Raw genomic sequence first — 23,019 nt, forward strand, 5'->3', positions numbered from 1 at the left:
ATAAAATATACCAATTGACAAAAAATGGCTGTATGGTATGTTTAATAAAAACGAGAAAGGAGACGCCTATGGATCTGCAGATACTAGCCCAAAACGTGAGGCGGTTGAGAACTGCAAAACGCTTGAGCCAAAGAGCCCTGGCAGATGTTGCCGGTCTCTCCCTGCCGGCTGTAAAGAACCTGGAACTCGCAAAGAGTGAGCCGCGGATGAGGACCATGCAGGCAATAGCAAGGGCTCTGGATGTGAAAATTCAGGTGTTTTTCCAGCCGGTTCGTGAATTGCACACTGTCCGGTTCCGATCGGCAAAGCGGATGCAGAATCGCGAGAATGTCCTGGCTGAAGTGGCCAGATGGCTTGATGATTTCAACTTCCTTGAAAAATGTATGAACAAACAGATGCCGTTCAGCCTCAAGGGTGTCAGGCCACAATGCGCCCCTGACCTTTTGATAGAGGCGGCCGGACTGTGCCGTAAAAAATTGGGCCTGAAACCCACCGAGCCTATCCATGACATTTGTGGCCTGCTCGAACAAGCGGGCGTCAAGGTTTTTCCGATCCCCATGGCCTCCGATAGTTTTTTCGGCCTGTCTGTGGGGGAAGAGGACGGTGGTCCGGCTGTGGTGGTGAACATATGGGAGCGGATTTCGGTTGAAAGACGCATTTTCAGCGCCGCCCATGAACTCGGTCATCTTATGTTGCACCCGGAAGCCTACGACGTCGCCAAGGTCGAAGAAAGCAAAGAAGAAGAACATGAGGCAGACCGTTTTGCCGGACATTTTCTGATGCCGAACGAGGGATTCCGGAAGGAATGGAATGAAGCGTCCGGATTACACTTCGTGGACAGGGTTTTCAAGATCAAACGAATTTTCCGGGTCAGTTTCAAAACCGTTCTCTCGCGCCTGGTGGAAGATGGGGCTGTGGACAAGTCAATCTGGATGAAGTTCAACATGTCCTATCAGCAGCGTTTCAACAGGAAGCTCTCCTTCAAAGAAGAGCCGATGGGTATTGATTCGGCTGAGCCGTTCGGGATGCAGCGATTTGATTTCTACGAAGACCGTTTCAGCCGCCTGGCCAGGGAAGCGGTAGAAAAAGACATGATTTCAGTCAGCCGGGGCGCTGAGATGCTTCGGATCGGTATTGAGGAAATGCAAGACCTTCTGCAGAATTGGGGGGTCATTCTGTGACACTTCGCCCGACCTCCCGAAAATTGATGATCTTGGATGCATGCGTGCTGATCGATTTCATCAAAGCGGAGCGGGCCGTGCTGGAACTCGTTGTGAAACACGTCGGCCCGCTGTATGTGACCAGTCCGGTGGTCGAGGAGGTCAAAGAAATCGATGACGAGGACGAACTGGCAGCCCTCGGGCTGATCATCGTCGAACCCGAAATTGAAGATGCGTACACTGCCGGCATCCAGTCAGGGCCATTATCGTTCGAAGATTGGCTGTGTCTGTTAACGGCCAGGCGGCATGGTTTTACTTGTGTGACCAACGATAAAAACCTTCGGAAGTTGTGCAAACGGGAAAGGGTTCCACTATTGTGGGGGCTCGAGCTCCTGATCGAACTCCACAAGGTTGGAGGCATCACCGGCAAGGAGGCGGAGGCGCTCGCCAAAGCCATAAAGCAGTCGAATCCGAAGCACATCACAGAAAAGATCGTTTCGGACTTTGTTGAACATATCCGGAGTCAGGAAGATCACAATCATCAGACATGATGAATGCGGTTTTCCCCAAACACTTTCATTCAGATGTGCGGCACCTTGGATTTATGTCATCCTGAGGGCTGTTCCATAGTCTGATCGCGCCAGAAGTAGTGTCATCCTGAGGCCTGCTTTTTGGCCGATCGCGTCCCCGAAGGGGGAGGATCTGGTTGATTCTGAGGGCCTTAAGCCCAGGTCCTTCACTTCGTTCAGGACGACAGAGCAAGGTCCTTCGCGTTGCTCAGGACGACAATCAACCCGAGGCCGGTACCATTTTTATGTCATTCTGAGGAGCGATGCGACGATCGCGGAGCATCCCCGCAGGGGAAGAATCTGACCTTGGTCTTTAAGACCCTAAATCCAGGTCCTTCCCCTCCGGGGATGCTCCCTCCGCTTCGCTCTGGATGCTCCGCGACCGCGATTGCGTTGCTCAGGACGACAATCAACCCGAGGCCGGTACCATTATTATGTCATTCTGAGGAGCGATGCGACGATCGCGGAGCATCCCCGCAGGGGAAGAATCTGACCTTGGTCTTTAAGACCCTAAAACCAGGTCCTTCCCCTCCGGGGATGTTCCCTCCGCTTCGCTCAAGACGACAAGACCCGGATCCTCTGCAATTGCTCAGGGCGACCCTATGCCGCCCCTGCTCATCAATTCCGGAAGCCTCACCCGTGCTATAATGATCAATAGCTATACTATGGCTATAAATAGGGATGTGATGCAAATGGCACAAACGGTTGTTCGGGCAATAGTGGAAGACGAACTCAAGGTTAAGGCCCAGGCGGAACTGGCAAAGCAGGGGCTGACTCTTTCCGACCTGGTACGTATGGCCCTGCGGGAAGCGGCCGAGGGCAGAATATCTTTCTCTTTCGACGGCGTCATAAGAAACCGGGAGACTCTCAATGCCATGCAGGAGCTGGATGAAGGAAAAGGGGAGCGGGTGGCTTCACTCAATGCGTTTCACGAGATGATGAAAAAGTAGATTATGCTTGCCATAGTCTGGAGCAGGCGTTTCAAAAAGGATTACGCCCGATGTCTTTCACAGGGGAAAGATATGCGTAAACTTGATACGCTCCTCATCCTTGCTGATGAATGAGAAACCATTGCCGCCGCAGTATACAGACCACCCTCTTAAAGGCGAATGGGCTCATTATCGGGATGCCCATATCGAGTTCGACTGGATCCTGATTTATCGAATCGACAGGGAGAGCAAAAGTCTGCTGCTGGCAGCACTTGGAAGCCATTCGGAAATACTCTGATACCAGCCATGAAGCCGGCCTCGAGATGACGGCACCCAATTCATCCCACCTTTTGGATTGTTCAATCCAAAAGAAAAACCCAAGGCAGGAACAGGCATCCGGTGGTCTTTCGATGGGGGAAAGTCCTGAGATAACCAGGCTGGAGTCCGTAACGAGAGGGACGCCGCGAAGGTGTCAGCCTATTCTTCAGTCGAGCAGACGGTTTGCAACCAACAGTAAAGCTGCTCCACCCGTATGTTTCCGCAGGCCATTTCCATAGCCGTCTCGAAAAAAGCTTCGTCGGTCGCAGTGATAAGAATTCCGTTTTTTTCGAGAAAGTACGTCCCGAGAAACATGCCCAGCCGTTTGTTGCCGTCCTGTAAAGGATGTCCTTGAATAATGGAACGTATTATCACAGAAGCCAGCAAGAGTATGTTGTCCTCAAAAAAATAGGATATATCCTCGAGTTTTAGGATATATCCTATTGGATTGAAATTGATTATACAGATAGGATCATTTTCATACTGTTCCTTGAGTGACGAAATGGCTTCCCAAATTTCATCCTCGCAAAGCCACTCAATACTTGGCAAGGGCATCAAAAGCGGCCTTTCGTTTTTTCAGGATTCCTTTCATCATGTTTCGTTTTTCGTCCGAAAGGCAGGTTTCCTTTTTCGAAATCCCTTTTCCGGCAACGGAAACGGATATATTTTTGCAAGAAACTCTGCTTTCCTGAGGTTTCACATTGTTTTTCATGGCGCTCCCTCCTTGATTCGATCATTATATCAAAGAAGGTTTGAAGTTTCCTGTTCCCTAAAGATCCTCCCCCAAAGGGGGGAAATCTCGTATTTGATTCTGAAGTGGCTCAACCCCGAGATCCCTCCCCTCCGGGGATGCTCCGCGATCGCGTTCGCTCGGGATGACATCAAACCCAAGTCTGGGACCGTGATTATGTCATTCTGAGGAGCGCTACCGTGGATTTTTGTCATCCTGAGGGCTGTTCCACCGCCCGATCGCGTCCCCGGAGGGGGAGGATCTTGGGTGGTTCTGAAGGTCTCAAAACCAGGTCCTTCACTTCGTTCAGGACGACAGAGCAAGGTCCTTCGCTCCGCTCAGGACGACAGGAACGAGATTCCCCCCTGATGGAAAGGATCCTGCTTTTGCCTTTTTTTCTCCTCACCCGCAACTGATGATCTATGCATCAGATTTTGGCAATAACTCGAACGCCTGAGGTAAAATAAGCATAAAAAAAGAAAGGAGGCAGCCTGTGATGGTTAATCTTGTAAAAGAGCGCAATGAAGTGCGCCGCGTTCTTCGGCGCCTCTCTCCCCAGGGCGTGGAGCGCCTGAAAATGTATGCCCTCCATGTCGAAATGGAAGAGTTGGAGGACCGTGAGCCTCCCCTGACACAAGACGAAGAACAGTGCCTCTCCATCTCCAGGGCAGAATTCGCCGAAGGTAAAGAGATACCGCTGAAAATAGCCATGAAGGAACTATGGTGAGCTCCTGGGCAGTCTTCCTCTCCCCAGAGGTAAAAAAGCGCCTTGAGAAAATCCCCAACCCCGACCGCAGAAGAATCCTCACCGCCCTCGACGCTCTTTCCAACGGCCCTTCCGGCGACATAAAACCGCTGAAGGGTCGTTCTGAATGGAGGCTTCGGATCGGCGGCTGGAGAATCCTTCTTGATGTGGACGAGCCGGACAGAAAAATACGAGTTTCCTCCATAGGATCCAGGGGAGACGTCTACAAATAAGAATAGTGCTTCCGTTCTGAAATAAGGGAGAATTTTTGATGGATGATCAAAACCAGGTCCTTCCCCTCCGGGGATGCTCCACGATCGCCTTGCTCAGGACGACATCCGGATCTGTCATCCTGAGGGCTGTTCCATCGCCCGATCGCGCCCCCGGAGGGGGAGGATCTTGGGGTGGTTCTGAAGGCCTTAAATCCAGGTCCTTCGCTGCGCTCAGGACGACAACCAAACCGAGGCCGGTACCATTATTATGTCATTCTGAGGAGCGGAGCGACGAAGAATCTGACATTGCCTTCAATCTGTCATCCTGAGGGCTTGTTCTACCGCCCGATCGCGCCCCCGGAGGGGGAGGATCTTGGATGGTTCTGAAGGCCTTAAATCCAGGTCCTTCGCTGCGCTCAGGACGACACCAAACCCGAGGCCGGACCGTGGAATGATGTCATTCTGAGGAGCGAAGCGACGATCGCGGAGCATCCCCGCAGGGGAAGAATCTCGTTTTTGACTCAGATTCCCCTGAATCAATACTTTTTCAAGGAATCCGGCCGGGCCGAGGATTTCCGGTTTTTCAAGGTTCAGTCCGCTAAAATCCTTGTCGCCCGTTATAAAAACGTCAACGTCCTCCGTGACGGCTGAATACAAAACAGGGTAGTCCTTTTCGTCCCGGATATCGAAAAGCCCCGGCTCCGGATGTTCCGGTGTATAAACAAGCTCGTACGGAAGCCGGCTCAGCAGTAAATCCATGGATTCAAACTTATTCCGGAATTTGCGCCGAACCACATTCAGCAACTCATCTACGACATAGGATGAAAGAACGAGCTGATGCTCTGTCGTGACCCTGACAATCAACGCATCCATTTGCGAGTTTGGGAAAAGAAGCGCAGAAATGAGGATGTTGGTGTCAATCATTACGCGCATGGCGTTCGTCCCAAACCTCGCGGCGCACCTCTTTTACCATATCCACAACGTCCTGTTCCGTTTTCAGTCCCATTCGCTCCGCTTCCCCGACAAAAGCGGCCTGTGCTTCCCTCAGCGCGACCATGGCCGCATTTCCCATGATGATGCGGCCGTTTTCCTCCAAAAAAACAACCTTGTCACCGTCTTTTACACCCAATTTTTTCCGAATTTCCACGGGGATGGTGATTTGTCCCCGCATCGTGATTTTTGCAAGTTCCATATCCATGCTCCTTTCCGGATTGCATTGGAATCAATGCATTCATTGGTCAAATTCTAAGCCTTTTTCTCTGAAAATTCAACCGTATGAATTGCGGAGAGAAAAGACTCAAGCCCGAGGAGCGGTTTTGGCGACGATCGCGATCGCTAAGCACCCAGAGCGAAGCGGAGGGGGCATCCCCGGAGGGAGAGCTGCTGGTCCTGCTTTTGCTCTGTCATCCTGAGGGCTGTTCCACCGCCCGATCGCGCCCCCGGAGGGGGAGGATCTGGTTGGTTCTGAAGACCTCAACCCCGAGATCCCTCGGCCATGAAACCGGCCTCGGGATGACACTATTTTTTTCTGTCATCCCGAGCGAGCGAAGCGACCGAGGGATCTGCTCTTGATTCTGAAAGACCTCAAACTGAGGTCCTTCCCCTCCGGGGATGCTCCGCGATCGCGTTGCTCAGGACGACAACCAAACCGAGGCCGGTACCATTATTATGTCATTCTGAGGAGCGGAGCGACGAAGAATCTGACATTGGTCTTTAAGACCCTAAACCCAGGTCCTTCCCCTCCGGGGATGCTCCGCGATCGCGTTGCTCAGGACGACAACCAAACTGAGGTTCCTCCCCTCCGGGGATGCTCCGTAATTCTTTCGTTCAGGACGGGTTATCTGAATGTCTTATGGCCCTAAAACCAGATCCTTCGCATCCGCTCAGGATGACACCAAATCTACGTCATTCTGGAGAGACTGCGCCGCGAGCGAGATCCCTCCGTTCAGGACGACAAGACCGAGGTCTCCCCTTACCCGTTCACCCCGTCAAGGTCCAGCCCGCCGAGAGTCCGCCCCGTAACGAGGTAGTCCTCCCCGGCGATGACGGAGGCCAGCCTGATGATGCTTTCCGTCACGGGCAGAGGGATTCCCAGCTTCTTCCCGATCTCGAACACGGGCACGAGAAGATAGGGAACGTCCTCGGTGAGGTACCGGTATTTCATGGACGCAGGGGAGTCGGCCCCGTGGCCGCAGTAGGCCCCGTTATTGAGGATGGTCTCCCGCAGGCTTTCCCCGTTGATGGAGTAGAGCTCCTTCATGTCGTCCATGGTGGAGAGGAGGTTGAGGCCAAGAGCCTTCCCCACGGCCATCCGCTCCCTGTCCATGGCCTCCATGACGGCACAGACGGAGTCGGTCATTCCCTCGGCGTAAAACCGGAACCTCCCGTTCCCCGACTCTATCCTCCCGGCGTTCATGATCATGGTGGGGCAGTGGAGGATCATGTTGGTGTTGGAGAGACCGATGGACAGCACGTTCGGCGCTGGTTTCAGCGGCACGGGAAAGGCGTCCTGCACCGAGGCGATGAAATCCCCGGTCCCGGAAGCAGGCAGGGCCGCTGCCGCCATGAAGTTCTTTATCCCCCAGACGTTCACCACCCCGGGGGCCTCGATGCGGCAGGCGTAGGGCATGGTGTCCGACTCCGCCGCAAGAAACCCCTCCGGCAGCCTGCCCCCGAAGGTTTCCTTCAGGACGAGGGACCCGAAATTCCCCGGCATGAGCAGCAATCTCTGCCCCCGCCCCAGGAAAGGGGCGATCAGGGAGAACACGGCCTCCTGGGCGAAGGAAGGCGCCAGGAAATAGAGGATCTCCGCATCCCGTACCGCCGCCGGGTCCGTGGTGACCTCCGCCAGGGTTCCTCTGGCCTCGATCGCCCCCGTCAGCTCGATGGTCTTCGTTTCTTCCAGGCGGAAGATATTGCGGCGGAATTCGGGGTGCTCGAACAGCGTCACCGGAAAGCCCTTCGACGCCAGGTGCCCCGCCAGGGCCTGGGCCCCGTTGCCTCCCCCCAGAACAGCAATTCTTTTCATAGAGCCTGTCTCCTCCCGAATATAAACGAAAATACATTGTAGACATCACAATAAACTTGAATTATAATCCTCTGACCGTATTACGGAAAGGATCATATCATGTGGAGGTGGCTGAATATGAAGAAGAACCTGCTGTCGGCACTGGCTGCGGTAGTGCTCGGAGCCCTCGTGCTGTCGCCGGCGCCCGCCGCGGCCGCGGGCGTCCTGGACCGGGACGTCATCCGGGTGGGCACCGAGGCGACCTATCCCCCCTTCGAGTACCGGAACGACAAGAACGAGATCGTAGGGTACGACATCGAGGTCGTCCAGGCCATCGGGAAGCACCTCGGAAAGAAAGTGGACATCGTGGACATGGCCTTCGACGGCCTCATCCCCGCCCTGATGACCGCGAAGATCGACCTCGTGGCCGCCGGAATGACCAACACGGAAGAGCGCCGGAAGAAGGTGGACTTCTCCGACGTCTACTACGACATCGAGAACGCCTTCGTGGTCCGCGGCAATGACGGCTCCATCGCGACGCTGGACGATCTCAGGGGGAAAATCGCCACGGTCCAGATCGGTACCGCCCAGGACACCTTCATCACCGGAACGGGCCTTCCCGCCGAGATCAAGCGGTTCCAGAAGAACGACGACGCCCTCATGGAGGTCAAGGTCGGCAGGGGGGACTTCTCCGTCCTCAACCTCACCGTGGCCAACGCCTTTCTCCGGAACAACAAGACCTTCGGGGAAGACCTCAAGATCGGCTTCCGCAACAAGATCCACCGGGAAGGCGAAGGCATCGCCCTCGGCATTCCCAAGGGAGACGAAGCTTTCCTGAAGGCCGTGAACGACGCCATCGCCCTCATGAAAAAGAACGGAGAATTCGACGAACTCAAGAAAAAGTACCAGATGGACTGAAAGGTGTGAGCACATGGCCAGGCTGCTGAGCCAGTCCGACGTGGAGAAGCTCATCTCCATGAAGGACATCGTTGAAATACTGGACAAAACCTACCGGGGGATGGGCGAGGGAACCGTCGTCAACCCCGCCAAGGGAACCCTCGACCTCGGGGAGAGCGGCCCCTATCCCCCCTACCATGCGGACATCAACTCCATGCCCGCCTACGTGGGATGGGTGGACACGGCAGGCATCAAGTGGGCCGGCGGATGGATGGACAACCCCGCCCGGGGCCTGCCCTACGTCAGCGCCATCATCGTCCTCGTCAACCCCAGGAACGGCATCTTCACCGGGGTGATGGACGGCACCCTCATCACCAACCTGCGGACAGGCGCCCAGACCGCCGTGGCGCTGAAATACCTTTTTCCTGAACGGAAATCCCTCTCCGTGGGCCTCTTCGGCGCGGGAGTCCAGGGAAGGACCCAGACCCGGGCCATAGCGGAGCTCTTCGGCATCGACGAACTCAGGGTGTACGACATCTTCCCCGAAGCCGCCGCACAATTCGCTGCCGACATGGAATCTGTCGTCACGGGAAAAATCACCGTCTGCACAGCTCCCGAACAGGCCGCCGAAGGGGACGCCGTCATCACCGTCACCCACGCCAAGGACGGCTTCTTCCGGAAGGAATGGTTCGCCCCCGGCTCCGTCCTCTTCCCCATGGGGTCCTACAAGGAATGCCGGGACGAAACCCTGCTCTCCGCGGATGCCATCGTGGTGGACCACGTGGCCCAGTGCCTCCACCGGGGAGCCCTCAAGGACCTCGCCGAGGCGGGCAGAATAGGCGAAAAGGACATCACCGCCACCCTCGGTGAACTCGCGGCGGGAAAGAAAACCGTCACCGCTTCGTCCGGTTCCAGGATCCTCTGCATCCCCATCGGCACCGGGGCCATGGACGTGGCCGCCGCGGCCGTGGTGCTCCAGCGGGCGGAGGAACAGGGCATCGGCGGAACCTTCGACTTCGCCGTCTGATACAGGAACAGCATAGAATACCAGCCGCGGCCGGGGTTTTTTCCCCGGCCGCGAATTATTGTTGTCCCGAAGCGAGAACCTGTCATTCCGAGGAGCGGTTTTGGCGATGATCGCGGAGAATCCCCGTAGGGGAAGCAGCTGGTCCTGCTTTTGCCCTGTCATCCTGAGGGCTGTTCCACCGCCCGAAGGATCTGGTTGGTTTGGTCTTCCTCCGAGTGACCCTCTCCGGAATTGACGGACCGTCAAAAAGGCCCGACAATGAGATCAATCTCACTGGAGGTGCCTCACATGGGAAAAGGAGAAAGACACCGAAAATATGACCCTGAATTCAAGAAGCATGTACTCCGGCTGGTGGCGGAAGGAAGCCCTGCCGTTAAAATCGCCGAAGACTTCGGAATTCCGGTAGATCGGATTTACGCCTGGAGAAAGCATGAGAAAAAGGAAATGGGAGCTGTTGCATTCGCTCAATCGGGAGGCAAGGTCCTCTCCCCGGAAGAAGAGCTCAAAGCCCTCCGGGAAGAACTAGCCGCCACCAGGCGGGAGCGGGACATCATGAAAATAGCCCTGTCCATCTTCTCGAAAGAACCTTAGAGTGGTTGAAGAAAGAGAAAGCACGGGATCCTAAGACCAGGTCCTTTCCCGGAGAGGGGGGGGGATTGCTTTGGGTTTTGCCGGATTCTAACCCGTGATCCCTCAGTTCGTTTGGGGTGACAGCGGTTTGGTGTCATCCCGAGGCCGGTTCCATGGCCGAGGGATCTCGCTTTTGGTTTTGTCGGGTTCAAACCCGAAATTCCTCCTCACATCCCATCAGGACGACAGAGTCAAATCATTCTCTGTGCTCTGTGCTCAGGACAACAACCAACCCGAGGCCTGCGCCATTATTATGTCATTCTGAGGAGCGCAGCGACGATCGCAGAGCATCCCCGGAGGGGAAGAATCTGAACTTGGTCTTTAGACCCTAAACCCAGGTCCTTCGCCTCGCTCAGGATGACAGAGTCAAATCGTTCTCTGTGCTCACTCCACCCCCCCAAAAAATTGACTTTCCCCTATACGAGCAATAAAATTACTCAAAGTAGAAATTTATTATTACTTTGTGAAGAGAGATGGCATCGCAATGGCCCACACCCCCGCTCCAGACGGCGTGTTTCTTCCCGCCGAAAATCTGCGCTCTTTTATGGAAAGGATTCTTGCAGCCCTTGGCCTTCCGGAAGAAGACGCTAAAATAACCGGTGACGTCCTGATAGAAGCGGATCTTCGGGGTATAGATTCTCATGGCATCGGGCGCCTCTCTATTTATGTCGAACGCCTCTTGTCCGGCAAGCAGAATCCTCATGCCCCCCTGACAGTGGTTTCCGAAGCTCCCGGTACCGCTCTCCTGGATGGAGGCGCCGGCATGGGACAGGTCATAGCCCTCCGGGCTATGGAACTCGCCATCAGGAAGGCAAAGGAAACCGGAATCTCAGGGGTTGCCGTCCGGAACTCCAGCCATTTCGGTTTCGCGGGTTACTTCCCTCTCATGGCGGTCAGTGAAGGAATGATCGGCATGGCATTCACCAACGCCCGCCCGTCAATCTGCCCTACTTTTGGAACTGAACCCATGCTGGGGACAAACCCCATCGCCTTCGCCGCCCCCACGGATATGGATTTTCCCTTTCTCTTTGACGCGGCTACGTCCATCATCCAGCGCGGTACCGTAGAACTATACGACAGACTTCACGTTCAGCTTCCCGAAAAACTTGTTATTGGCCCTTCGGGAGAGTCCCTCTTAGAACCTGATCTCATTCTGGAAGAAATGCTCAAGGGCTCCGCTGCTCTTCTGCCCCTTGGCGGGATTGGAGAAGAAGGCGGTGGATACAAAGGGTACGGGTTGGCAATAATGGTGGAATTGCTCTCCGCCGCTCTCCAGAACGGACCCTATCTGAAGCACGTCACTGGTGTGGGTATGGGACACTTCTTTCTTGCCATTGATATCTCAAAATTCCTTCCGGTGAGCACTTTCCGGAAAATTGCCGGATCCATCCTAAGAGATCTGCAGAATTCCCGGAAAGAACCGGGCCATGACAGAATCTTCGTTTCGGGGGAAAAGGAACATCTCACCCGCCTTGAGAGGTTGAAGACCGGTATTCCCCTGCCGCCCGACTTCCTGGAAAAACTACGCCAAATGGCGGCTCAGGTAGGGGTGGGACCACTGCAGTAATCAACAATAAAAGAAATCTCTGGACTGTTCGGGTAGTTTACATTGGGCTGGAGTTAACTTGAGAAGCTGTGCAAATTACTGATTGAGCGGAGGTTGAAAATGGTTTTTAGTTCTGTGGTTTTTCTTTTTGCTTTTTTGCCGACAGTCCTTATTGGGTATTATCTGCTAAATCCAATTTTTCGAAATGTATTTTTACTATGCTCCAGCTTGTTTTTTTATACTTGGGGAGAACCAAAGTTTATTTTTGTAATGATTGCTTCTATAGCGATAAATTATATTATTGGCATGCTTATCGATAAAATTTATCTTCTAATGGGTAAAAAGGGAAGTGTGTTTGTCCTTGCCGGGGGAGTTCTCTTAAACCTTGCGCTACTTGTCTATTTTAAATATTTCAACTTCATTGTATTGAATCTGAATAACATTTTTAACCTTAATCTCGTGGTCCAGAATATTGCGCTTCCTATCGGAATTTCTTTTTTCACCTTTCAGGGCATGTCGTACATAATTGACCTGTACCGTCGAGAGATTCCGGTGCAAAGAAACCCTATTTCGGTTGCACTTTATATTTCCCTGTTTCCTCAACTTATCGCTGGTCCAATTGTTCGTTATTCTGACATATATCTTCAAATAAACGAAAGGAAAATCGATGTCGAAAAGTTTGCACAAGGTATAAAGCGTTTTATTATTGGCCTTTCAAAAAAAATCTTATTGGCAAATGTCTTGGGAGAAGTTGCGGATTTAATTTTTGGAACACCGTTCAATCAAGTTGATTCTCTTACAGCATGGCTGGGTATAATCTGCTATACAATGCAAATATATTTTGACTTCTCTGGATATTCCGATATGGCTATTGGGCTTGGAAAGATGTTTGGTTTTGATTTTATGGAGAACTTTAATCTTCCCTATATTTCCAAATCCATAACCGAATTTTGGAGGAGATGGCATATCTCTTTGTCTACGTGGTTTCGAGATTATCTCTATATTCCCTTGGGGGGAAACAGGTCAGGGAACGTTTATTTTAATTTGCTGCTGGTCTTTGTTGCTACGGGACTATGGCATGGCGCAGCGTGGAATTTCTTATGCTGGGGGTTATGGCACGGTCTTTTTTTAATTATCGAAAGAATTGTCAAGAAAAAGGGAATCCGAACTTCTGCTCCTGGATTGATTAAATGGGGCTATACGATGTTTGTGGTAGTTATTGGATGGGTACTTTTTCGAGCTGATGGAATACAGGGAGCTTTTCATTATCTGATGTCTATGTTTAATTTTATTGAACGTGATTTTATTCGTTTCTCTGTCTGGTATTACCTTGATAGACATGTCCTGTTTACGTTGTTCGTCGCCGGAGTACTTAGTTCGCATTTACCCTCCTATATAATGGAAAAAATAAAAAACGCTAAGTGTGTTATGTTTGTGCAACCGGCAACACTCCTGTTCCTTATGGTTCTTTGTGTCGTGTTTGTGGTCAACAGCAGTTACAATCCCTTTATATACTTCAGGTTTTAATGGAATTGAGAGTGAATACTATGAGGGTAAAAAACAACCGAAACTTTATTAATTCTTTGTTTATCGCGTGCTTTTTCTTGATTCTCCTCGTTCCCATTCTCCTCATTAACAGGGGGAAAAATCAGGTTTCCGAAATTGACAATAGAAAATTGGTTGAATTCCCTGCGTTAAAAATTGGGACAGGTTTTAGAAAAGGATTTGAATCTTATCTTTCCGACCGAATTGGATTCAGGGTGGAAATGCTTGACGTTTATCAGAGAATTAACGCGGATATTTTTAAAAAGCTGGTTCACCCAAGCTATATGTTTGGGGAGGATGGGTACGTATTCTTTAAAGGAGGGTATATTTCTGATTATCAGCATTTGAACATCAATGAAGCCTATATTGAGAAATGTGCAAGTTACATAGATAGTATCTACCGTTACTTGGAAAAGAGAAAGATCAAATTTTTGTATTTTTTTATCCCGGATAAGAAGACTGTTTACAAAGAATATTTCCCTAAAACGATTCACGTTAAGGGATCCCAATCACAAGCACAGATCCTGCTCGAAAAATTAGAGAGAAAAGGGGTTCCTTTTGTGTTCCCTCTCGAACAATTTCTTGAAGCGAAAAAAAACCTCCAAATCTACAATAAGCAGTATGATGCCGGCCATTGGAATGATCACGGAGCACTTATCGGTCATTCTTTAATTCTTCAAAGATTGAGGGAGTACTTTCCAGAAATCGATCCTGTTGAGAAAAGGAATTTTACGATTTCAACAACCACTAAGACTTCCCTGCCAGTTTCTCATTTTCGGATAAGTGAAGATGTGCCAGTTTATAAGATCAAAAAATCGGAGATGCGTCAAATTGCTGATTTTGAGAATTTCATAAAAAAAAGACGGGTGCTAGTTTACAGAAATCTTCAGAAGCCCGATAAACCGAAGATAATGATTTTCCACGACAGCTATTTCTTGAAATTGAATGAGTATTATGGCAGTAATTTCTCAGAGATAATCGCAATTCATAGCTTTGATAATCTGAAAAATATCGAGGAATTCGTTAATTTTTTCGAACCTGACGTCGTTTTGCTGGAAAATGTTGAAAGGGTTATTTCTCCTCAGAGTATGTTATTTTCTTTAAAAAATATGCAGCATACCGTTCTGTCGGATTTCTCTCTTCTCAATTTGCCGGTGTCGGAAAAAACGCCGAAAGTTCGATTTGTTGGAAAGCACAATGAAATTGTTGTCTCAAGAAATGAAAGCGTCTGTGCGATTGCTGGAAATGCTTTGGATCCTGATGGAAAAGCGGGGAAGGCACTTTTTGCAAAAGTTGGGACAAGTATTTTCCCCATGCAGTACTCTAATGATGTGGAAAAGGAGAGGGGGAATTTTGCAATTTCTCTACGAAGAGAAATTTTGGATAATGCAGAGGAAATTTCCTTTTCTTTAATTTCTTCAGATGGGAAAACCAAATTCAAAGCAGTCGCTTTTCCTATTGTGAAAAAATAGTATTTCCTGAAAAAGCAAGGAAGATCGTCGTTGCTGATTGACTCGTTTTATGTTGAGCAATAAAATTACTCAAAGAATACAAATTATCCAGTGAGAGGTAGACTATGAGCGTTTCGAAGACGGTATTCATTTCCGAAACAGCGATCCTCGGCCAAAACGTGGTCATCGAAGACGACGTTGAGATTGCCCTCGGAGTCGAGATCGGCCACAACGTGGTCATCCGGCGGGGTGTCCGCATCGGCGAAAACTGCAAGATCCTCGACGGGGCCGTGCTCGGCAAGCAGCCGGCAAAAGCGTCCCTCTCCGCCACCACGGGAGAACCCAGAGTTCTCCCCCCCCTCGTTCTGGGGCGTGCCGTCACCATCGGCGCCAACTGTGTCATTTACCGGGGAGCCGTCCTGGGCGACGGGGTCTTCGTGGGGGACCTCGCCTCAATCCGCGAGGACGTTGCCATAGGCGAGCTCACCATCATCGGCCGGGGCGTCACCATTGAGAACAAGACAACCATCGGCCGGAAATGCAAGATCGAGACCGAGGCCTACATTACTGCCATGTCCACCGTGGAAGATTACTGCTTCATCGCTCCCTGCGTGGCCTTCACCAATGACAATTTCCTCGGCCGCACCGAGCAGCGGAAAAAGCACTTCGGCGGCCCCACCCTGAAAAAGGGTGCCCGGATAGGCGCCAACGCCACCCTGCTTCCGGGAGTGACCGTTGGAGAAGATGCCCTCGTCGCCGCCGGCAGCGTGGTCACGAAAGACGTTCCTGCCCGGACGATCGTCGTGGGTTCTCCCGCGAAGGTTCTCCGGCCCGTCCCTGAAGAGCAGCTCATCGAAAATCAAATATTCTTCGACAAATAAAGGATGATACCCAAATGACACTACTGGAAAAAATCACCGGCAAAACAGCACGGGTGGGCGTGGTCGGCCTGGGATATGTGGGTCTTCCCCTGGCAGTGGAGAAGGCTAAGGCTGGCTTTACCGTCATCGGCTTCGACGTGCAGAAGGAAAAGTGCGACTCCGTCAACCGGGGGGAAAACTATATCGGCGACGTGGTCCCCGAGGAACTTACACGCCTCGTCAATAACGGGCATCTCTCCGCTTCCTGCGACTTCAGCCGGATAGCCGAATGCGACGTAGTGGCCATCTGCGTTCCCACTCCGCTGGACCACTACAAGCAGCCTGACATGACCTACGTGGAGACCTCCGCCCGTACCGTGGCCCAGTATGCCCACAAAAATATGCTCGTGGTCCTGGAGTCCACCACATGGCCCGGCACCACCGAGGAGATCCTCAAGCCCATTTTCGAGGAAAAGGGATTCACCGTGGGGAAGGACCTCCACCTCGCCTTCTCCCCAGAGCGGGTCGACCCCGGCAACCTCCTTTATAAGACCAAGAACACTCCCAAGGTCGTGGGCGGCTGCACCCCCTCCTGTACGGACCACGCCAAGGCACTCTACGAGGCGGTCCTCCAGGCACCCATATTCGCCGTCTCCACACCGAAGGAAGCGGAGATGACCAAGATCCTGGAGAACACCTTCCGGATCGTCAACTGCGCCCTCGCCAACGAAATGGCCATCATCTGCCACAAGATGGGCGTCAACGTCTGGGAAGTCATCGCCGCCGCGGCCACCAAGCCCTTCGGCTTCGTCCCCTTCTATCCCGGCCCCGGCGTGGGAGGCCACTGCATTCCCATCGATCCGTACTACCTCACGTGGAAGGCCCGGGCCCACGACTACCACACCCGCCTCATCGAGATGGCCGGAGACATCAACGACGAAATGCCCGCCTACGTGGTCACCCGCCTCCAGGACCTCCTCAACGACCGGTGCAAGCCCATGAAGGGAAGCCGGGTCCTCCTCCTCGGCGTGGCCTACAAGGGCGACATCGACGACCTTCGCGAATCCCCGGCCCTAAAGGTCTGGGACGAACTCGAACATAAAGGCGCCGCGGTGGACTACTTCGACCCCTACTGCCCCAGGGCGAAGCGCCCCGGAGGAACGAGAAAATCAATCGAACTCACCCCTGAAGCGCTTGCAGTATACGATGCCGTCATCGTCACTTCCGCTCACAAAAAGGGCGTGGATTACAGCCTGGTGGAGAAGCACGCATCCCTCGTCCTGGATACCAAGAACGTCTACGGCGGGAAAGAACGGGAGAACATCGTTCTGCTATGAATTCACATGGTACAAAACTTATTACCAAAATGAACGGTGATCTGAATGAGGTTGAGCGGATCCGCAGACTTATCCGGAAGGGAGAAGGTCTGACCATTGAGTTTAAAGAATCAGGGCGGGCTCTCAGCAAAAGCGTGTACCAAACAGTATGTGCCTTTCTCAACCGGAACGGGGGAAATATTCTTCTTGGAGTAGCCGATGACGGCAGAATTACAGGAATTGATCAGGGAAACATTTCCCGAATAAAAAGAGATTTTGCCTCGACTTTGAACAATCGGGAAAAAATCAGCCCCCCGCCTTACCTGGCGTTGAATGAAATCGAGATAGGCGGTGTCACGATCCTGCAGGTCTTCGTTCCAGAAAGTTCGCAGGTGCATCACTGCGCAGGGCGAATTTTTGACCGCAACGAGGACGGGGATATCGATATCACGGGAAATACCCGGTCTGTGGCGGAGCTTTACATACGAAAACAAAACTCCTACTCGGAGAACCGTATTTACCCACATGCCGAACTCGCAGATCTCCGCGAAGACCTTATAGCCCGCGTCAGGAAAATAGCGGGAATCCAGCGAAAGGATCACCCCTGGACGCGCATGGATGATATGGAACTGTTAAAAAGTGCGCAACTGCATCAAGTGAACCTTGAAACGGGGAAAAGCGGTATTACCCTGGCGGGTATCCTTTTGCTCGGAAAGGACGAATCCATACTTTCCGCAGTTCCCCATCATCGGACTGATCTGATCCTGCGTATAAAAAATGTTGACCGTTACGATGACCGCGACGTTGTTCACACAAACCTGATCGACAGCTACGACAGGATTATGGCATTTATCGCAAAACATCTGCCTGACCCCTTCCATCTTGAACGTGACACGCGCGTTAGCCTGCGGGAGCTGATATTCAGGGAAATCGCATCAAACATCCTCATCCACAGAGAATATTCAAACCCCTTTCCCGCAAAGCTCATCATCGGAAAAGATGATGTACGCACAGAAAACAGCAATAAATCCCATGGATTCGGGCTGATTGACCCCAAGTCATTCTCTCCTTTCCCTAAAAACCCTGTAATTGCCCGGTTTTTCAGGGAAATAGGCCGTGCGGACGAACTTGGTTCCGGTGTGCGCAACCTTACAAAATACGGTGAAACATACGGAGGCAGAATGCCGGAACTAATGGAGGGGGATATCTTCAGAACCATTGTCTATCTGCCGACCGCGGACAAAAAGGATGTCACCACGGAAGTTACCATGGAAGTCACCACGGAAGTCGCCATGGAAGTTCTTTTCCTTTCCGCGTTTCACGGTGAAATGAGCAGGCGTGAACTTCAGGCCAGGCTAGGGCTGAAAAATGCTGAACACTTCCGGCAAAAATACATTGTCCCTGCACTGGAATCCGGACTGATTGAGATGACGATACCGGACAAACCGAAAAGCCGTCTTCAACAGTATCGCCTGACGGAAAAAGGCGGGGAAGAACTGGAAGAAATGCGCAAAAGACATCCTTTCGGGAGGTAGAGTCATGCACACATTCGCCCTTGCCGGCTGTGGCCGGATAAGCAAAAATCATGTAGATACACTTCTTGAGCTCGAAAAGGAAGGTCGGGCAAAGCTTGTTTCCTGCTGCGACCCCGTTCCGGAGCGTGCCTGCGCCGTGGCAGAAAGGACCGGCTGCCAGCCCTTCCCGTCCATGGAATCCATGCTCGAGGCAGTGAAATGCGACGTGGTCTCCATATGCACCCCATCGGGCCTTCACCCGGCTCATGTGGAGACCGCAGCACGGTACGGCCGCCATGCCCTCTCCGAAAAGCCTGCCGGCACCAGCCTCTCCTCCGTGGACCGGGCGATCAACGCCTGCGACGAAAAGGGAGTGAGGTACTTCGTCGTCAAGCAGAACCGGTTCAACAAGACCATCGCCCTGCTGCGCCGTGCCCTCGAGGCCGGACGCTTCGGCCGCCTCTACCTGCTGTCGTCCAACGTCTACTGGACCCGCCCCCAGGACTACTATGATCAGGCGAAGTGGCGGGGCACCTGGGAATTCGACGGAGGAGCCTTGAGCAACCAGGCATCCCACTACGTGGACATGATGCAGTGGATGGGCGGTGCGGTGGAATCCGTCCAGGCATTCAGCGCCACCCTCGCCCGAAGGATCGAGGCGGAGGACACCATCACAGTCAACCTTAAATACCGCAGCGGCGCCCTGGGAAGCATCAACGTCACCAACCTCACCTACCCCAAAAACCTCGAGGGCAGCATCACTCTCCTTGGAGAAAAAGGAACGGTGCGCATCGGCGGCGTGGCCCTCAACAAAATCGAGCAGTGGCAGTTCGACGCCCCTCACGAAATTGACGGGGAAGTGGATGATGCCAACACCAACCCATCGAGCGTCTACGGCTTCGGACATGTTCCCTTCTACCGCCACGTCCTGGACGTGCTGGACGGCAAAGCGGAACCCCTCCTTACGGGCCGGGAGGGAAGAAAGACTGTGGAAATCATCCAGGCGGCATATGAATCAGCAAGGACCGGGAGAGCGGTGCAGATCCTCGGAAGAAATTCTCTGTAACTTTTTGACAAAACGCATTTCGAGTAATTTTGTTTCTCGAAATGCGTTTTGTTTTTTGTCATCCCGAGTAGCAGATTTTCGCGACGGGGGAGAATGACATTTCCCCCTCCGGGAGCGCGATCCCTGTCCCGTTCCAGGGGTGACATTTTCACTTGCTTCGTAACACTAAAAAGGAAAAAAATTGAGCTGGTCCTGCTTTTGCCCTGTCATCCTGAGGGCTGTTCCACCGCCTGATCGCGTCCCCGGAGGGGGGGAATTTCGCTGTGACCCTTACCCCAGCCTGTCATCCTGACGACCGCAGGGAGGAAGGATCTTGCCTTGGTTATTGGGTTGCACAATTTCTGCTACCCGAACGAGTGACCCTCCCCCGGAATTGACGGACTTCCCTAAAGGCCCGACAATGAGATCAATCTCACTGGAGGTGCCCCACATGCGAAAGAGAGAAAGACACCGAAATTCGCATTCGCTCAGGAGGACAGAGCGGTATCCTTCGCGTTGCTCAGGACGACAGAAACAAAAAAGGGCCCCGTTAGGGGCCCCGACAATGTTGATTTACCTCTTCCTGAACAGCATCAGCAGCGGAGCTGAATATTACGTTCCAGTAGAGCCACTTGTCTCCATTTGCGGAGCCACCTGTGTCTGTTTTTAGAGCCGCTTATCTCCTCTTCCAGAGCCAGGCTTTTCCTGAACAGAGCCATCCATTTTGCCTTGGTGCGGCGAAGCCGTTTTTCCGGGGCTTCGCCGCCTGCATCGGCTCTAGTCCTTGTTTCCTGCCTTGCGTTTGAAACTTTTCCTCCATCTCATGGAGTCCTCGCCGTCAATCATGATTTCGTAGGCGTTGTGGACGATCCTGTCCAAAATAGCATCCGCCACCCTCCCGTCATCGATGTGTTCATGCCATCCGGCAGGGCCGCACTGGGAGATAAAAATCGTCGACGCGTTCTGGTGCCTGGCTTCGACTATCTCCAGCAGATCGAACGCTGCCGAGCCGCTCAGCGGCGTCAGCATCCATTCGTCCAGTATGAGAAGGGAGACTTTCCTCTTGTAATGGTTCAGCAGCTTTTTAATGGTTCCGTCCCCTCTGCCTATCGACAGGTCCGTGAGAAGCTCGGGGAGGCGTATGTACTTCACGGAGATATAATTCCGGCAAGCCGCGTTGCCTAGAGCACAACCAATGTAGGTTTTCCCTGCCCCGGTAGCACCTATGATCAGGACATCCCGGTGCTCCCGTATATACGAGCAGGTTGCAAGAGTGGAGAGAAGGTCTTTCTTCAATTTCCTGTCCGGGTGGTATTCGATGCCCTCCATGCAGGCATCGTTTATTTTCAGCCCGGCATTTGTCGCGAGACGGTTCATGAGTGAGTTCCGCCTCTTGGAGTATTCGGCCTCCACCAGCATCCCGAAGCGCTCTTCGAAGGAGAGGGCGCTCATGGACGGATTGGCCAGCTGCTGACGGAAGGCGTCTGCCATGGCGCGGAGCCTCATTTCGTGAAGCTTGTCCACGGTGGGTTCAGTCAGCATCCCGTCCACCCCCGTAGTATTCCGCGCCCCGGATGAAGCTGTGCCGGTCGTCCGCTTTCCTGGCAGGCCCGGCGGACGGAAGAACCTTGTCCTGCCCCGATTTGAGAATCGCCGAGATGTTCCTGCTTGTGGGACGGGGCGTGTAGGAAAGAGCCCTCGCACAGGCGTTTTCCAGGCGTTCGACGGAGTACTTGTCCGCCATCTTGAGGATCCCCATGCATGTCCGAAAACCCTGTTGTTCTACCTTGCATCCGGCAAGCACGCTTCGGATGACTCCTTCCGTGTTCGGCCCGATGCTTGAAGCCCAGGAGATAAAGCGCTCTCCGCTCCACTCGGCGCTTCGGCGGTGGCTTTCCGGCATGTGCTCGTGCACCGTCCGGTACTGTCCGGAAACACCGTTCACCCTGGGGTGGGAGCATATTCGGACCCCGTTGTAGAAGATCTCCACCATGCGGCTCGTGATGCGGACGTCCACCTTCTGCTTGATGTACTCGTGGCATACGCTGTAGAAATTCCCCTCCACCTGGACGTGGTAGTTGAAGGAGACGGTCGCCTGCTTCCACACGGCGATTTCGAAGGGTCTCGCCGGCAGGGGGAAAAGGAAATCCCGCTCTTCCTCCAGAAAGACGCTCCGTCTGCTTCCGGGGCGCTTCTGGAATGGACGCTCGTTCAATTCCTCCAGTTTTTCCCGGATCTCGCGGTTGAGTTCCGGCACAGAGAAAAATGTCCGGTCCCTGAGGGCCGCCATGATCCAGGTGGAGACATGGCCGACCGTTCCTTCCACGCTCGGCTTGTCCCTGGGCTGCCGTACTCTCGCCGGAAGTATGGCCGTTCCGTAGTACTCCGCCATTTCATGGTATGTCTTGTTGATGACCGGGGAATACCAGTCCGCCTTGTCCACTCCCGTCTTGAGGTTGTCCGGCACCACCATCCGGGGAACTCCGCCGAAGTGGGCGAAAGCGTTCGTGTGACCGAGTATCCAGCTCTCCATACCCACGTCCGTGAAGGCTTCCACATAGGCGTACTGGCTCGCCGGAAGCACCGCGACGAAGATGTATGCCGGGCTTTCTCCGCCGGTGACGGAGTCGCGAATCCTCATCTCTTTCCCAGCCCAGTCCACCTCCATGCGCTCTCCCGGTTTCCTCTCGATATGCATGGTCGCCTTGGAGACTACGGCGTACTTCCGGTAGAGCTTGCAGAACTGGCTGTACTGGTAGGGAATCTCGCCCCCATCCCGACACTTCCGGCAGTACTCGTCCCAAAGAAGGGTCATGGTCACCCCCGGCTTCGCCAGTTCACGGTGGATATACTCGCAGTCCGGCGTCCGGGACGACGTCTCCTTCTCCTTCTCGGGAAAGAGAAGTTTCCTCAAGTCCGCCTCTCCGACCTCCAGCGGAACGGGCCACTCCACCCCCAGTTTCACAGCCCGGGCCAAAACCTCGGACACGGTGTTGCGGGAGCACGAAACGCTGCCCGCGATGCTCCTCCCGCTCAGTCCGAGCGAGGCAAGCCGCAGAATTTCCCTGTACTGCGTCGTCATACGTTGTAACCTCCCTGATTCGAATTCGCACGCAATAATCCGTCATGCGTTCGAATTGTAGGGATAATGGCTCTCAGGGAGGAGAAGGACCGGCTCTCTCCAGGGAGATTCGCCGGCTCTATTTCAGGACACAAGTGGCTCTGCTTTTGGAGACAGGCGGCTCTTTCACAGTGCAATAATCAGAGCAGCCAGCAGAACCGCCCACGGGGAAACTGATCCAGCCGCGCACCCTTCCACATCTCCGACAGGCTCCTCGTACTGATACAGCGTCTTATAGAGGTTCAGCCGCCCTCCCGTGATGGTGAGGTTTTTCCCGACTTCGCCGGGTTTGAAACGGGAAGCCTTGCAAACACAGGATTGTGCATCGTTGGTGGGCACTACACAGCCCCTCTTTTCAATTCTGTGAAAAGAGGGGCTGTCGTTTGGCTTTCGAGAT

The 23,019-nt window shown here is 53.1% G+C and carries 24 protein-coding genes; 16 read left to right on the forward strand and 8 right to left on the reverse strand.

Going from position 1 to position 23,019, the window contains the following annotated elements:
- Positions 1 to 68 precede the first annotated feature (68 nt).
- The 4 genes from C8D99_RS09700 (at position 69) to C8D99_RS15545 (ending at position 2,956) form a co-directional block, all read left to right on the forward strand.
- Complete coding sequence (locus C8D99_RS09700) at positions 69 to 1,181, forward strand: helix-turn-helix domain-containing protein (protein WP_133957944.1); 1,113 nt, start codon at positions 69 to 71, stop codon at positions 1,179 to 1,181.
- A 23-nt stretch (positions 1,182 to 1,204) separates the two neighbouring features.
- Positions 1,205 to 1,711, forward strand: a complete 507-nt coding sequence (locus tag C8D99_RS09705; protein ID WP_208321144.1) for a PIN domain-containing protein — start codon at positions 1,205 to 1,207, stop codon at positions 1,709 to 1,711.
- A 710-nt stretch (positions 1,712 to 2,421) separates the two neighbouring features.
- Positions 2,422 to 2,679: a type II toxin-antitoxin system RelB/DinJ family antitoxin gene (locus tag C8D99_RS09710; RefSeq protein WP_166670120.1), complete on the forward strand. Its 258-nt coding sequence runs from the start codon at positions 2,422 to 2,424 to the stop codon at positions 2,677 to 2,679.
- A gap of 70 nt (positions 2,680 to 2,749) precedes the next feature.
- Complete coding sequence (locus tag C8D99_RS15545) at positions 2,750 to 2,956, forward strand: type II toxin-antitoxin system YafQ family toxin (RefSeq protein ID WP_420808815.1); 207 nt, start codon at positions 2,750 to 2,752, stop codon at positions 2,954 to 2,956.
- Positions 2,957 to 3,135: 179 nt separating this feature from the next.
- On the opposite strand, the gene C8D99_RS15770 is transcribed toward C8D99_RS15545, so the two are convergent.
- Together C8D99_RS15770 and C8D99_RS15225 are read right to left on the reverse strand one after the other, a co-directional pair.
- Complete coding sequence (locus C8D99_RS15770; protein ID WP_133957947.1) at positions 3,136 to 3,531, reverse strand: type II toxin-antitoxin system death-on-curing family toxin; 396 nt, start codon at positions 3,529 to 3,531, stop codon at positions 3,136 to 3,138.
- Positions 3,512 to 3,688, reverse strand: coding sequence for a hypothetical protein (locus C8D99_RS15225; protein WP_166670121.1), 177 nt, complete (start codon positions 3,686 to 3,688; stop codon positions 3,512 to 3,514). Before C8D99_RS15225 ends, C8D99_RS15770 begins: the two co-directional genes overlap by 20 nt.
- Positions 3,689 to 4,202: 514 nt before the next feature.
- Between C8D99_RS15225 and C8D99_RS09725 the strand changes: the two genes are divergently transcribed.
- Complete coding sequence (locus C8D99_RS09725; protein WP_133957948.1) at positions 4,203 to 4,433, forward strand: hypothetical protein; 231 nt, start codon at positions 4,203 to 4,205, stop codon at positions 4,431 to 4,433.
- Positions 4,427 to 4,684, forward strand: a complete 258-nt coding sequence (locus C8D99_RS09730; protein WP_133957949.1) for a type II toxin-antitoxin system RelE family toxin — start codon at positions 4,427 to 4,429, stop codon at positions 4,682 to 4,684. The genes C8D99_RS09725 and C8D99_RS09730 overlap by 7 nt, the downstream gene beginning before the upstream one ends.
- A 291-nt stretch (positions 4,685 to 4,975) precedes the next feature.
- On the opposite strand, the gene C8D99_RS09735 is transcribed toward C8D99_RS09730, so the two are convergent.
- The 3 genes from C8D99_RS09735 to C8D99_RS09745 all read right to left on the reverse strand — a co-directional run bounded on the left by C8D99_RS09735 (position 4,976) and on the right by C8D99_RS09745 (position 7,691).
- Positions 4,976 to 5,587: a putative toxin-antitoxin system toxin component, PIN family gene (locus C8D99_RS09735; protein ID WP_208321146.1), complete on the reverse strand. Its 612-nt coding sequence runs from the start codon at positions 5,585 to 5,587 to the stop codon at positions 4,976 to 4,978.
- Positions 5,580 to 5,855: an AbrB/MazE/SpoVT family DNA-binding domain-containing protein gene (locus tag C8D99_RS09740; protein WP_133957951.1), complete on the reverse strand. Its 276-nt coding sequence runs from the start codon at positions 5,853 to 5,855 to the stop codon at positions 5,580 to 5,582. Before C8D99_RS09740 ends, C8D99_RS09735 begins: the two co-directional genes overlap by 8 nt.
- 780 nt (positions 5,856 to 6,635) lie before the next feature.
- Positions 6,636 to 7,691 carry an NAD/NADP-dependent octopine/nopaline dehydrogenase family protein gene (locus C8D99_RS09745; RefSeq protein WP_133957952.1) on the reverse strand — a complete coding sequence of 352 codons (1,056 nt, stop codon included), beginning with the start codon at positions 7,689 to 7,691 and terminating at the stop codon, positions 6,636 to 6,638.
- A 117-nt stretch (positions 7,692 to 7,808) separates the two neighbouring features.
- Here C8D99_RS09745 and C8D99_RS09750 point away from each other — a divergent pair, with 117 nt between their 5' ends.
- The 10 genes from C8D99_RS09750 (at position 7,809) to C8D99_RS09795 (ending at position 19,522) form a co-directional block, all read left to right on the forward strand.
- The gene (locus C8D99_RS09750) at positions 7,809 to 8,588 is read left to right on the forward strand and encodes a transporter substrate-binding domain-containing protein (RefSeq protein ID WP_133957953.1); all 780 of its coding nucleotides are present in this window, start codon (positions 7,809 to 7,811) and stop codon (positions 8,586 to 8,588) included.
- A 13-nt stretch (positions 8,589 to 8,601) separates the two neighbouring features.
- On the forward strand, positions 8,602 to 9,594 hold the full coding sequence (locus tag C8D99_RS09755; protein ID WP_133957954.1) for an ornithine cyclodeaminase family protein: 993 nt from the start codon (positions 8,602 to 8,604) through the stop codon (positions 9,592 to 9,594).
- 288 nt (positions 9,595 to 9,882) lie between these two features.
- The gene (locus tag C8D99_RS09760; RefSeq protein WP_166670123.1) at positions 9,883 to 10,185 is read left to right on the forward strand and encodes a transposase; all 303 of its coding nucleotides are present in this window, start codon (positions 9,883 to 9,885) and stop codon (positions 10,183 to 10,185) included.
- Between the two features lie 583 nt (positions 10,186 to 10,768).
- Complete coding sequence (locus C8D99_RS09765) at positions 10,769 to 11,791, forward strand: Ldh family oxidoreductase (protein WP_208321147.1); 1,023 nt, start codon at positions 10,769 to 10,771, stop codon at positions 11,789 to 11,791.
- Between the two features lie 99 nt (positions 11,792 to 11,890).
- On the forward strand, positions 11,891 to 13,297 hold the full coding sequence (locus tag C8D99_RS09770) for an MBOAT family O-acyltransferase (protein WP_133957957.1): 1,407 nt from the start codon (positions 11,891 to 11,893) through the stop codon (positions 13,295 to 13,297).
- A 149-nt stretch (positions 13,298 to 13,446) separates the two neighbouring features.
- Entirely contained in the window at positions 13,447 to 14,787 is a 1,341-nt protein-coding gene (locus tag C8D99_RS09775) for an alginate O-acetyltransferase AlgX-related protein (RefSeq protein WP_208321148.1), read from the forward strand.
- Positions 14,788 to 14,891: 104 nt separating this feature from the next.
- Positions 14,892 to 15,647: a DapH/DapD/GlmU-related protein gene (locus C8D99_RS09780; protein WP_133957959.1), complete on the forward strand. Its 756-nt coding sequence runs from the start codon at positions 14,892 to 14,894 to the stop codon at positions 15,645 to 15,647.
- Between the two features lie 14 nt (positions 15,648 to 15,661).
- Positions 15,662 to 16,963, forward strand: a complete 1,302-nt coding sequence (locus C8D99_RS09785; RefSeq protein WP_133957960.1) for a nucleotide sugar dehydrogenase — start codon at positions 15,662 to 15,664, stop codon at positions 16,961 to 16,963.
- Between the two features lie 29 nt (positions 16,964 to 16,992).
- Positions 16,993 to 18,477, forward strand: a complete 1,485-nt coding sequence (locus C8D99_RS09790; protein ID WP_133957965.1) for a Fic family protein — start codon at positions 16,993 to 16,995, stop codon at positions 18,475 to 18,477.
- A 4-nt stretch (positions 18,478 to 18,481) separates the two neighbouring features.
- Positions 18,482 to 19,522 (forward strand): Gfo/Idh/MocA family protein, encoded by a 1,041-nt coding sequence (locus C8D99_RS09795; protein WP_133957961.1) that lies wholly within the window; start codon positions 18,482 to 18,484, stop codon positions 19,520 to 19,522.
- A gap of 756 nt (positions 19,523 to 20,278) precedes the next feature.
- Here the strand turns inward: C8D99_RS09795 and istB are convergent.
- The 3 genes from istB to C8D99_RS15430 all read right to left on the reverse strand — a co-directional run.
- Positions 20,279 to 21,043, reverse strand: coding sequence for an IS21-like element helper ATPase IstB (gene istB / locus C8D99_RS09800; protein ID WP_133957962.1), 765 nt, complete (start codon positions 21,041 to 21,043; stop codon positions 20,279 to 20,281).
- Positions 21,033 to 22,583 (reverse strand): IS21 family transposase, encoded by a 1,551-nt coding sequence (gene istA / locus C8D99_RS09805; RefSeq protein WP_133957963.1) that lies wholly within the window; start codon positions 22,581 to 22,583, stop codon positions 21,033 to 21,035. Before istA ends, istB begins: the two co-directional genes overlap by 11 nt.
- 165 nt (positions 22,584 to 22,748) lie before the next feature.
- Positions 22,749 to 23,019: hypothetical protein (locus tag C8D99_RS15430; RefSeq protein WP_208321149.1), on the reverse strand; the 271-nt coding region annotated here is incomplete at its 5' end.

It is taken from the genome of Aminivibrio pyruvatiphilus, from assembly GCF_004366815.1.
GTDB classification, from domain to species: Bacteria; Synergistota; Synergistia; order Synergistales; family Aminobacteriaceae; genus Aminivibrio; species Aminivibrio pyruvatiphilus.

Excerpts from the sequence above, each read along its gene's own strand:
- C8D99_RS09765 (WP_208321147.1), top strand. The coding sequence starts at position 10,769 with ATGGAAAGGATTCTTGCAGCCCTTGGCCTTCCGGAAGAAGACGCTAAA.
- C8D99_RS09710 (WP_166670120.1), top strand. The coding sequence starts at position 2,422 with ATGGCACAAACGGTTGTTCGGGCAATAGTGGAAGACGAACTCAAGGTT.
- C8D99_RS09725 (WP_133957948.1), top strand. The coding sequence starts at position 4,203 with ATGGTTAATCTTGTAAAAGAGCGCAATGAAGTGCGCCGCGTTCTTCGG.
- C8D99_RS09700 (WP_133957944.1), top strand. The coding sequence starts at position 69 with ATGGATCTGCAGATACTAGCCCAAAACGTGAGGCGGTTGAGAACTGCA.
- C8D99_RS09760 (WP_166670123.1), top strand. The coding sequence starts at position 9,883 with ATGGGAAAAGGAGAAAGACACCGAAAATATGACCCTGAATTCAAGAAG.
- C8D99_RS09780 (WP_133957959.1), top strand. The coding sequence starts at position 14,892 with ATGAGCGTTTCGAAGACGGTATTCATTTCCGAAACAGCGATCCTCGGC.
- C8D99_RS09785 (WP_133957960.1), top strand. The coding sequence starts at position 15,662 with ATGACACTACTGGAAAAAATCACCGGCAAAACAGCACGGGTGGGCGTG.
- C8D99_RS09735 (WP_208321146.1), bottom strand. The coding sequence starts at position 5,587 with ATGATTGACACCAACATCCTCATTTCTGCGCTTCTTTTCCCAAACTCG.
- C8D99_RS09790 (WP_133957965.1), top strand. The coding sequence starts at position 16,993 with ATGAACGGTGATCTGAATGAGGTTGAGCGGATCCGCAGACTTATCCGG.
- C8D99_RS09740 (WP_133957951.1), bottom strand. The coding sequence starts at position 5,855 with ATGGAACTTGCAAAAATCACGATGCGGGGACAAATCACCATCCCCGTG.
- C8D99_RS09755 (WP_133957954.1), top strand. The coding sequence starts at position 8,602 with ATGGCCAGGCTGCTGAGCCAGTCCGACGTGGAGAAGCTCATCTCCATG.
- istB (WP_133957962.1), bottom strand. The coding sequence starts at position 21,043 with ATGCTGACTGAACCCACCGTGGACAAGCTTCACGAAATGAGGCTCCGC.
- C8D99_RS09795 (WP_133957961.1), top strand. The coding sequence starts at position 18,482 with ATGCACACATTCGCCCTTGCCGGCTGTGGCCGGATAAGCAAAAATCAT.
- C8D99_RS09770 (WP_133957957.1), top strand. The coding sequence starts at position 11,891 with ATGGTTTTTAGTTCTGTGGTTTTTCTTTTTGCTTTTTTGCCGACAGTC.
- istA (WP_133957963.1), bottom strand. The coding sequence starts at position 22,583 with ATGACGACGCAGTACAGGGAAATTCTGCGGCTTGCCTCGCTCGGACTG.
- C8D99_RS15225 (WP_166670121.1), bottom strand. The coding sequence starts at position 3,688 with ATGAAAAACAATGTGAAACCTCAGGAAAGCAGAGTTTCTTGCAAAAAT.
- C8D99_RS09730 (WP_133957949.1), top strand. The coding sequence starts at position 4,427 with ATGGTGAGCTCCTGGGCAGTCTTCCTCTCCCCAGAGGTAAAAAAGCGC.
- C8D99_RS15770 (WP_133957947.1), bottom strand. The coding sequence starts at position 3,531 with ATGCCCTTGCCAAGTATTGAGTGGCTTTGCGAGGATGAAATTTGGGAA.
- C8D99_RS09750 (WP_133957953.1), top strand. The coding sequence starts at position 7,809 with ATGAAGAAGAACCTGCTGTCGGCACTGGCTGCGGTAGTGCTCGGAGCC.
- C8D99_RS09745 (WP_133957952.1), bottom strand. The coding sequence starts at position 7,691 with ATGAAAAGAATTGCTGTTCTGGGGGGAGGCAACGGGGCCCAGGCCCTG.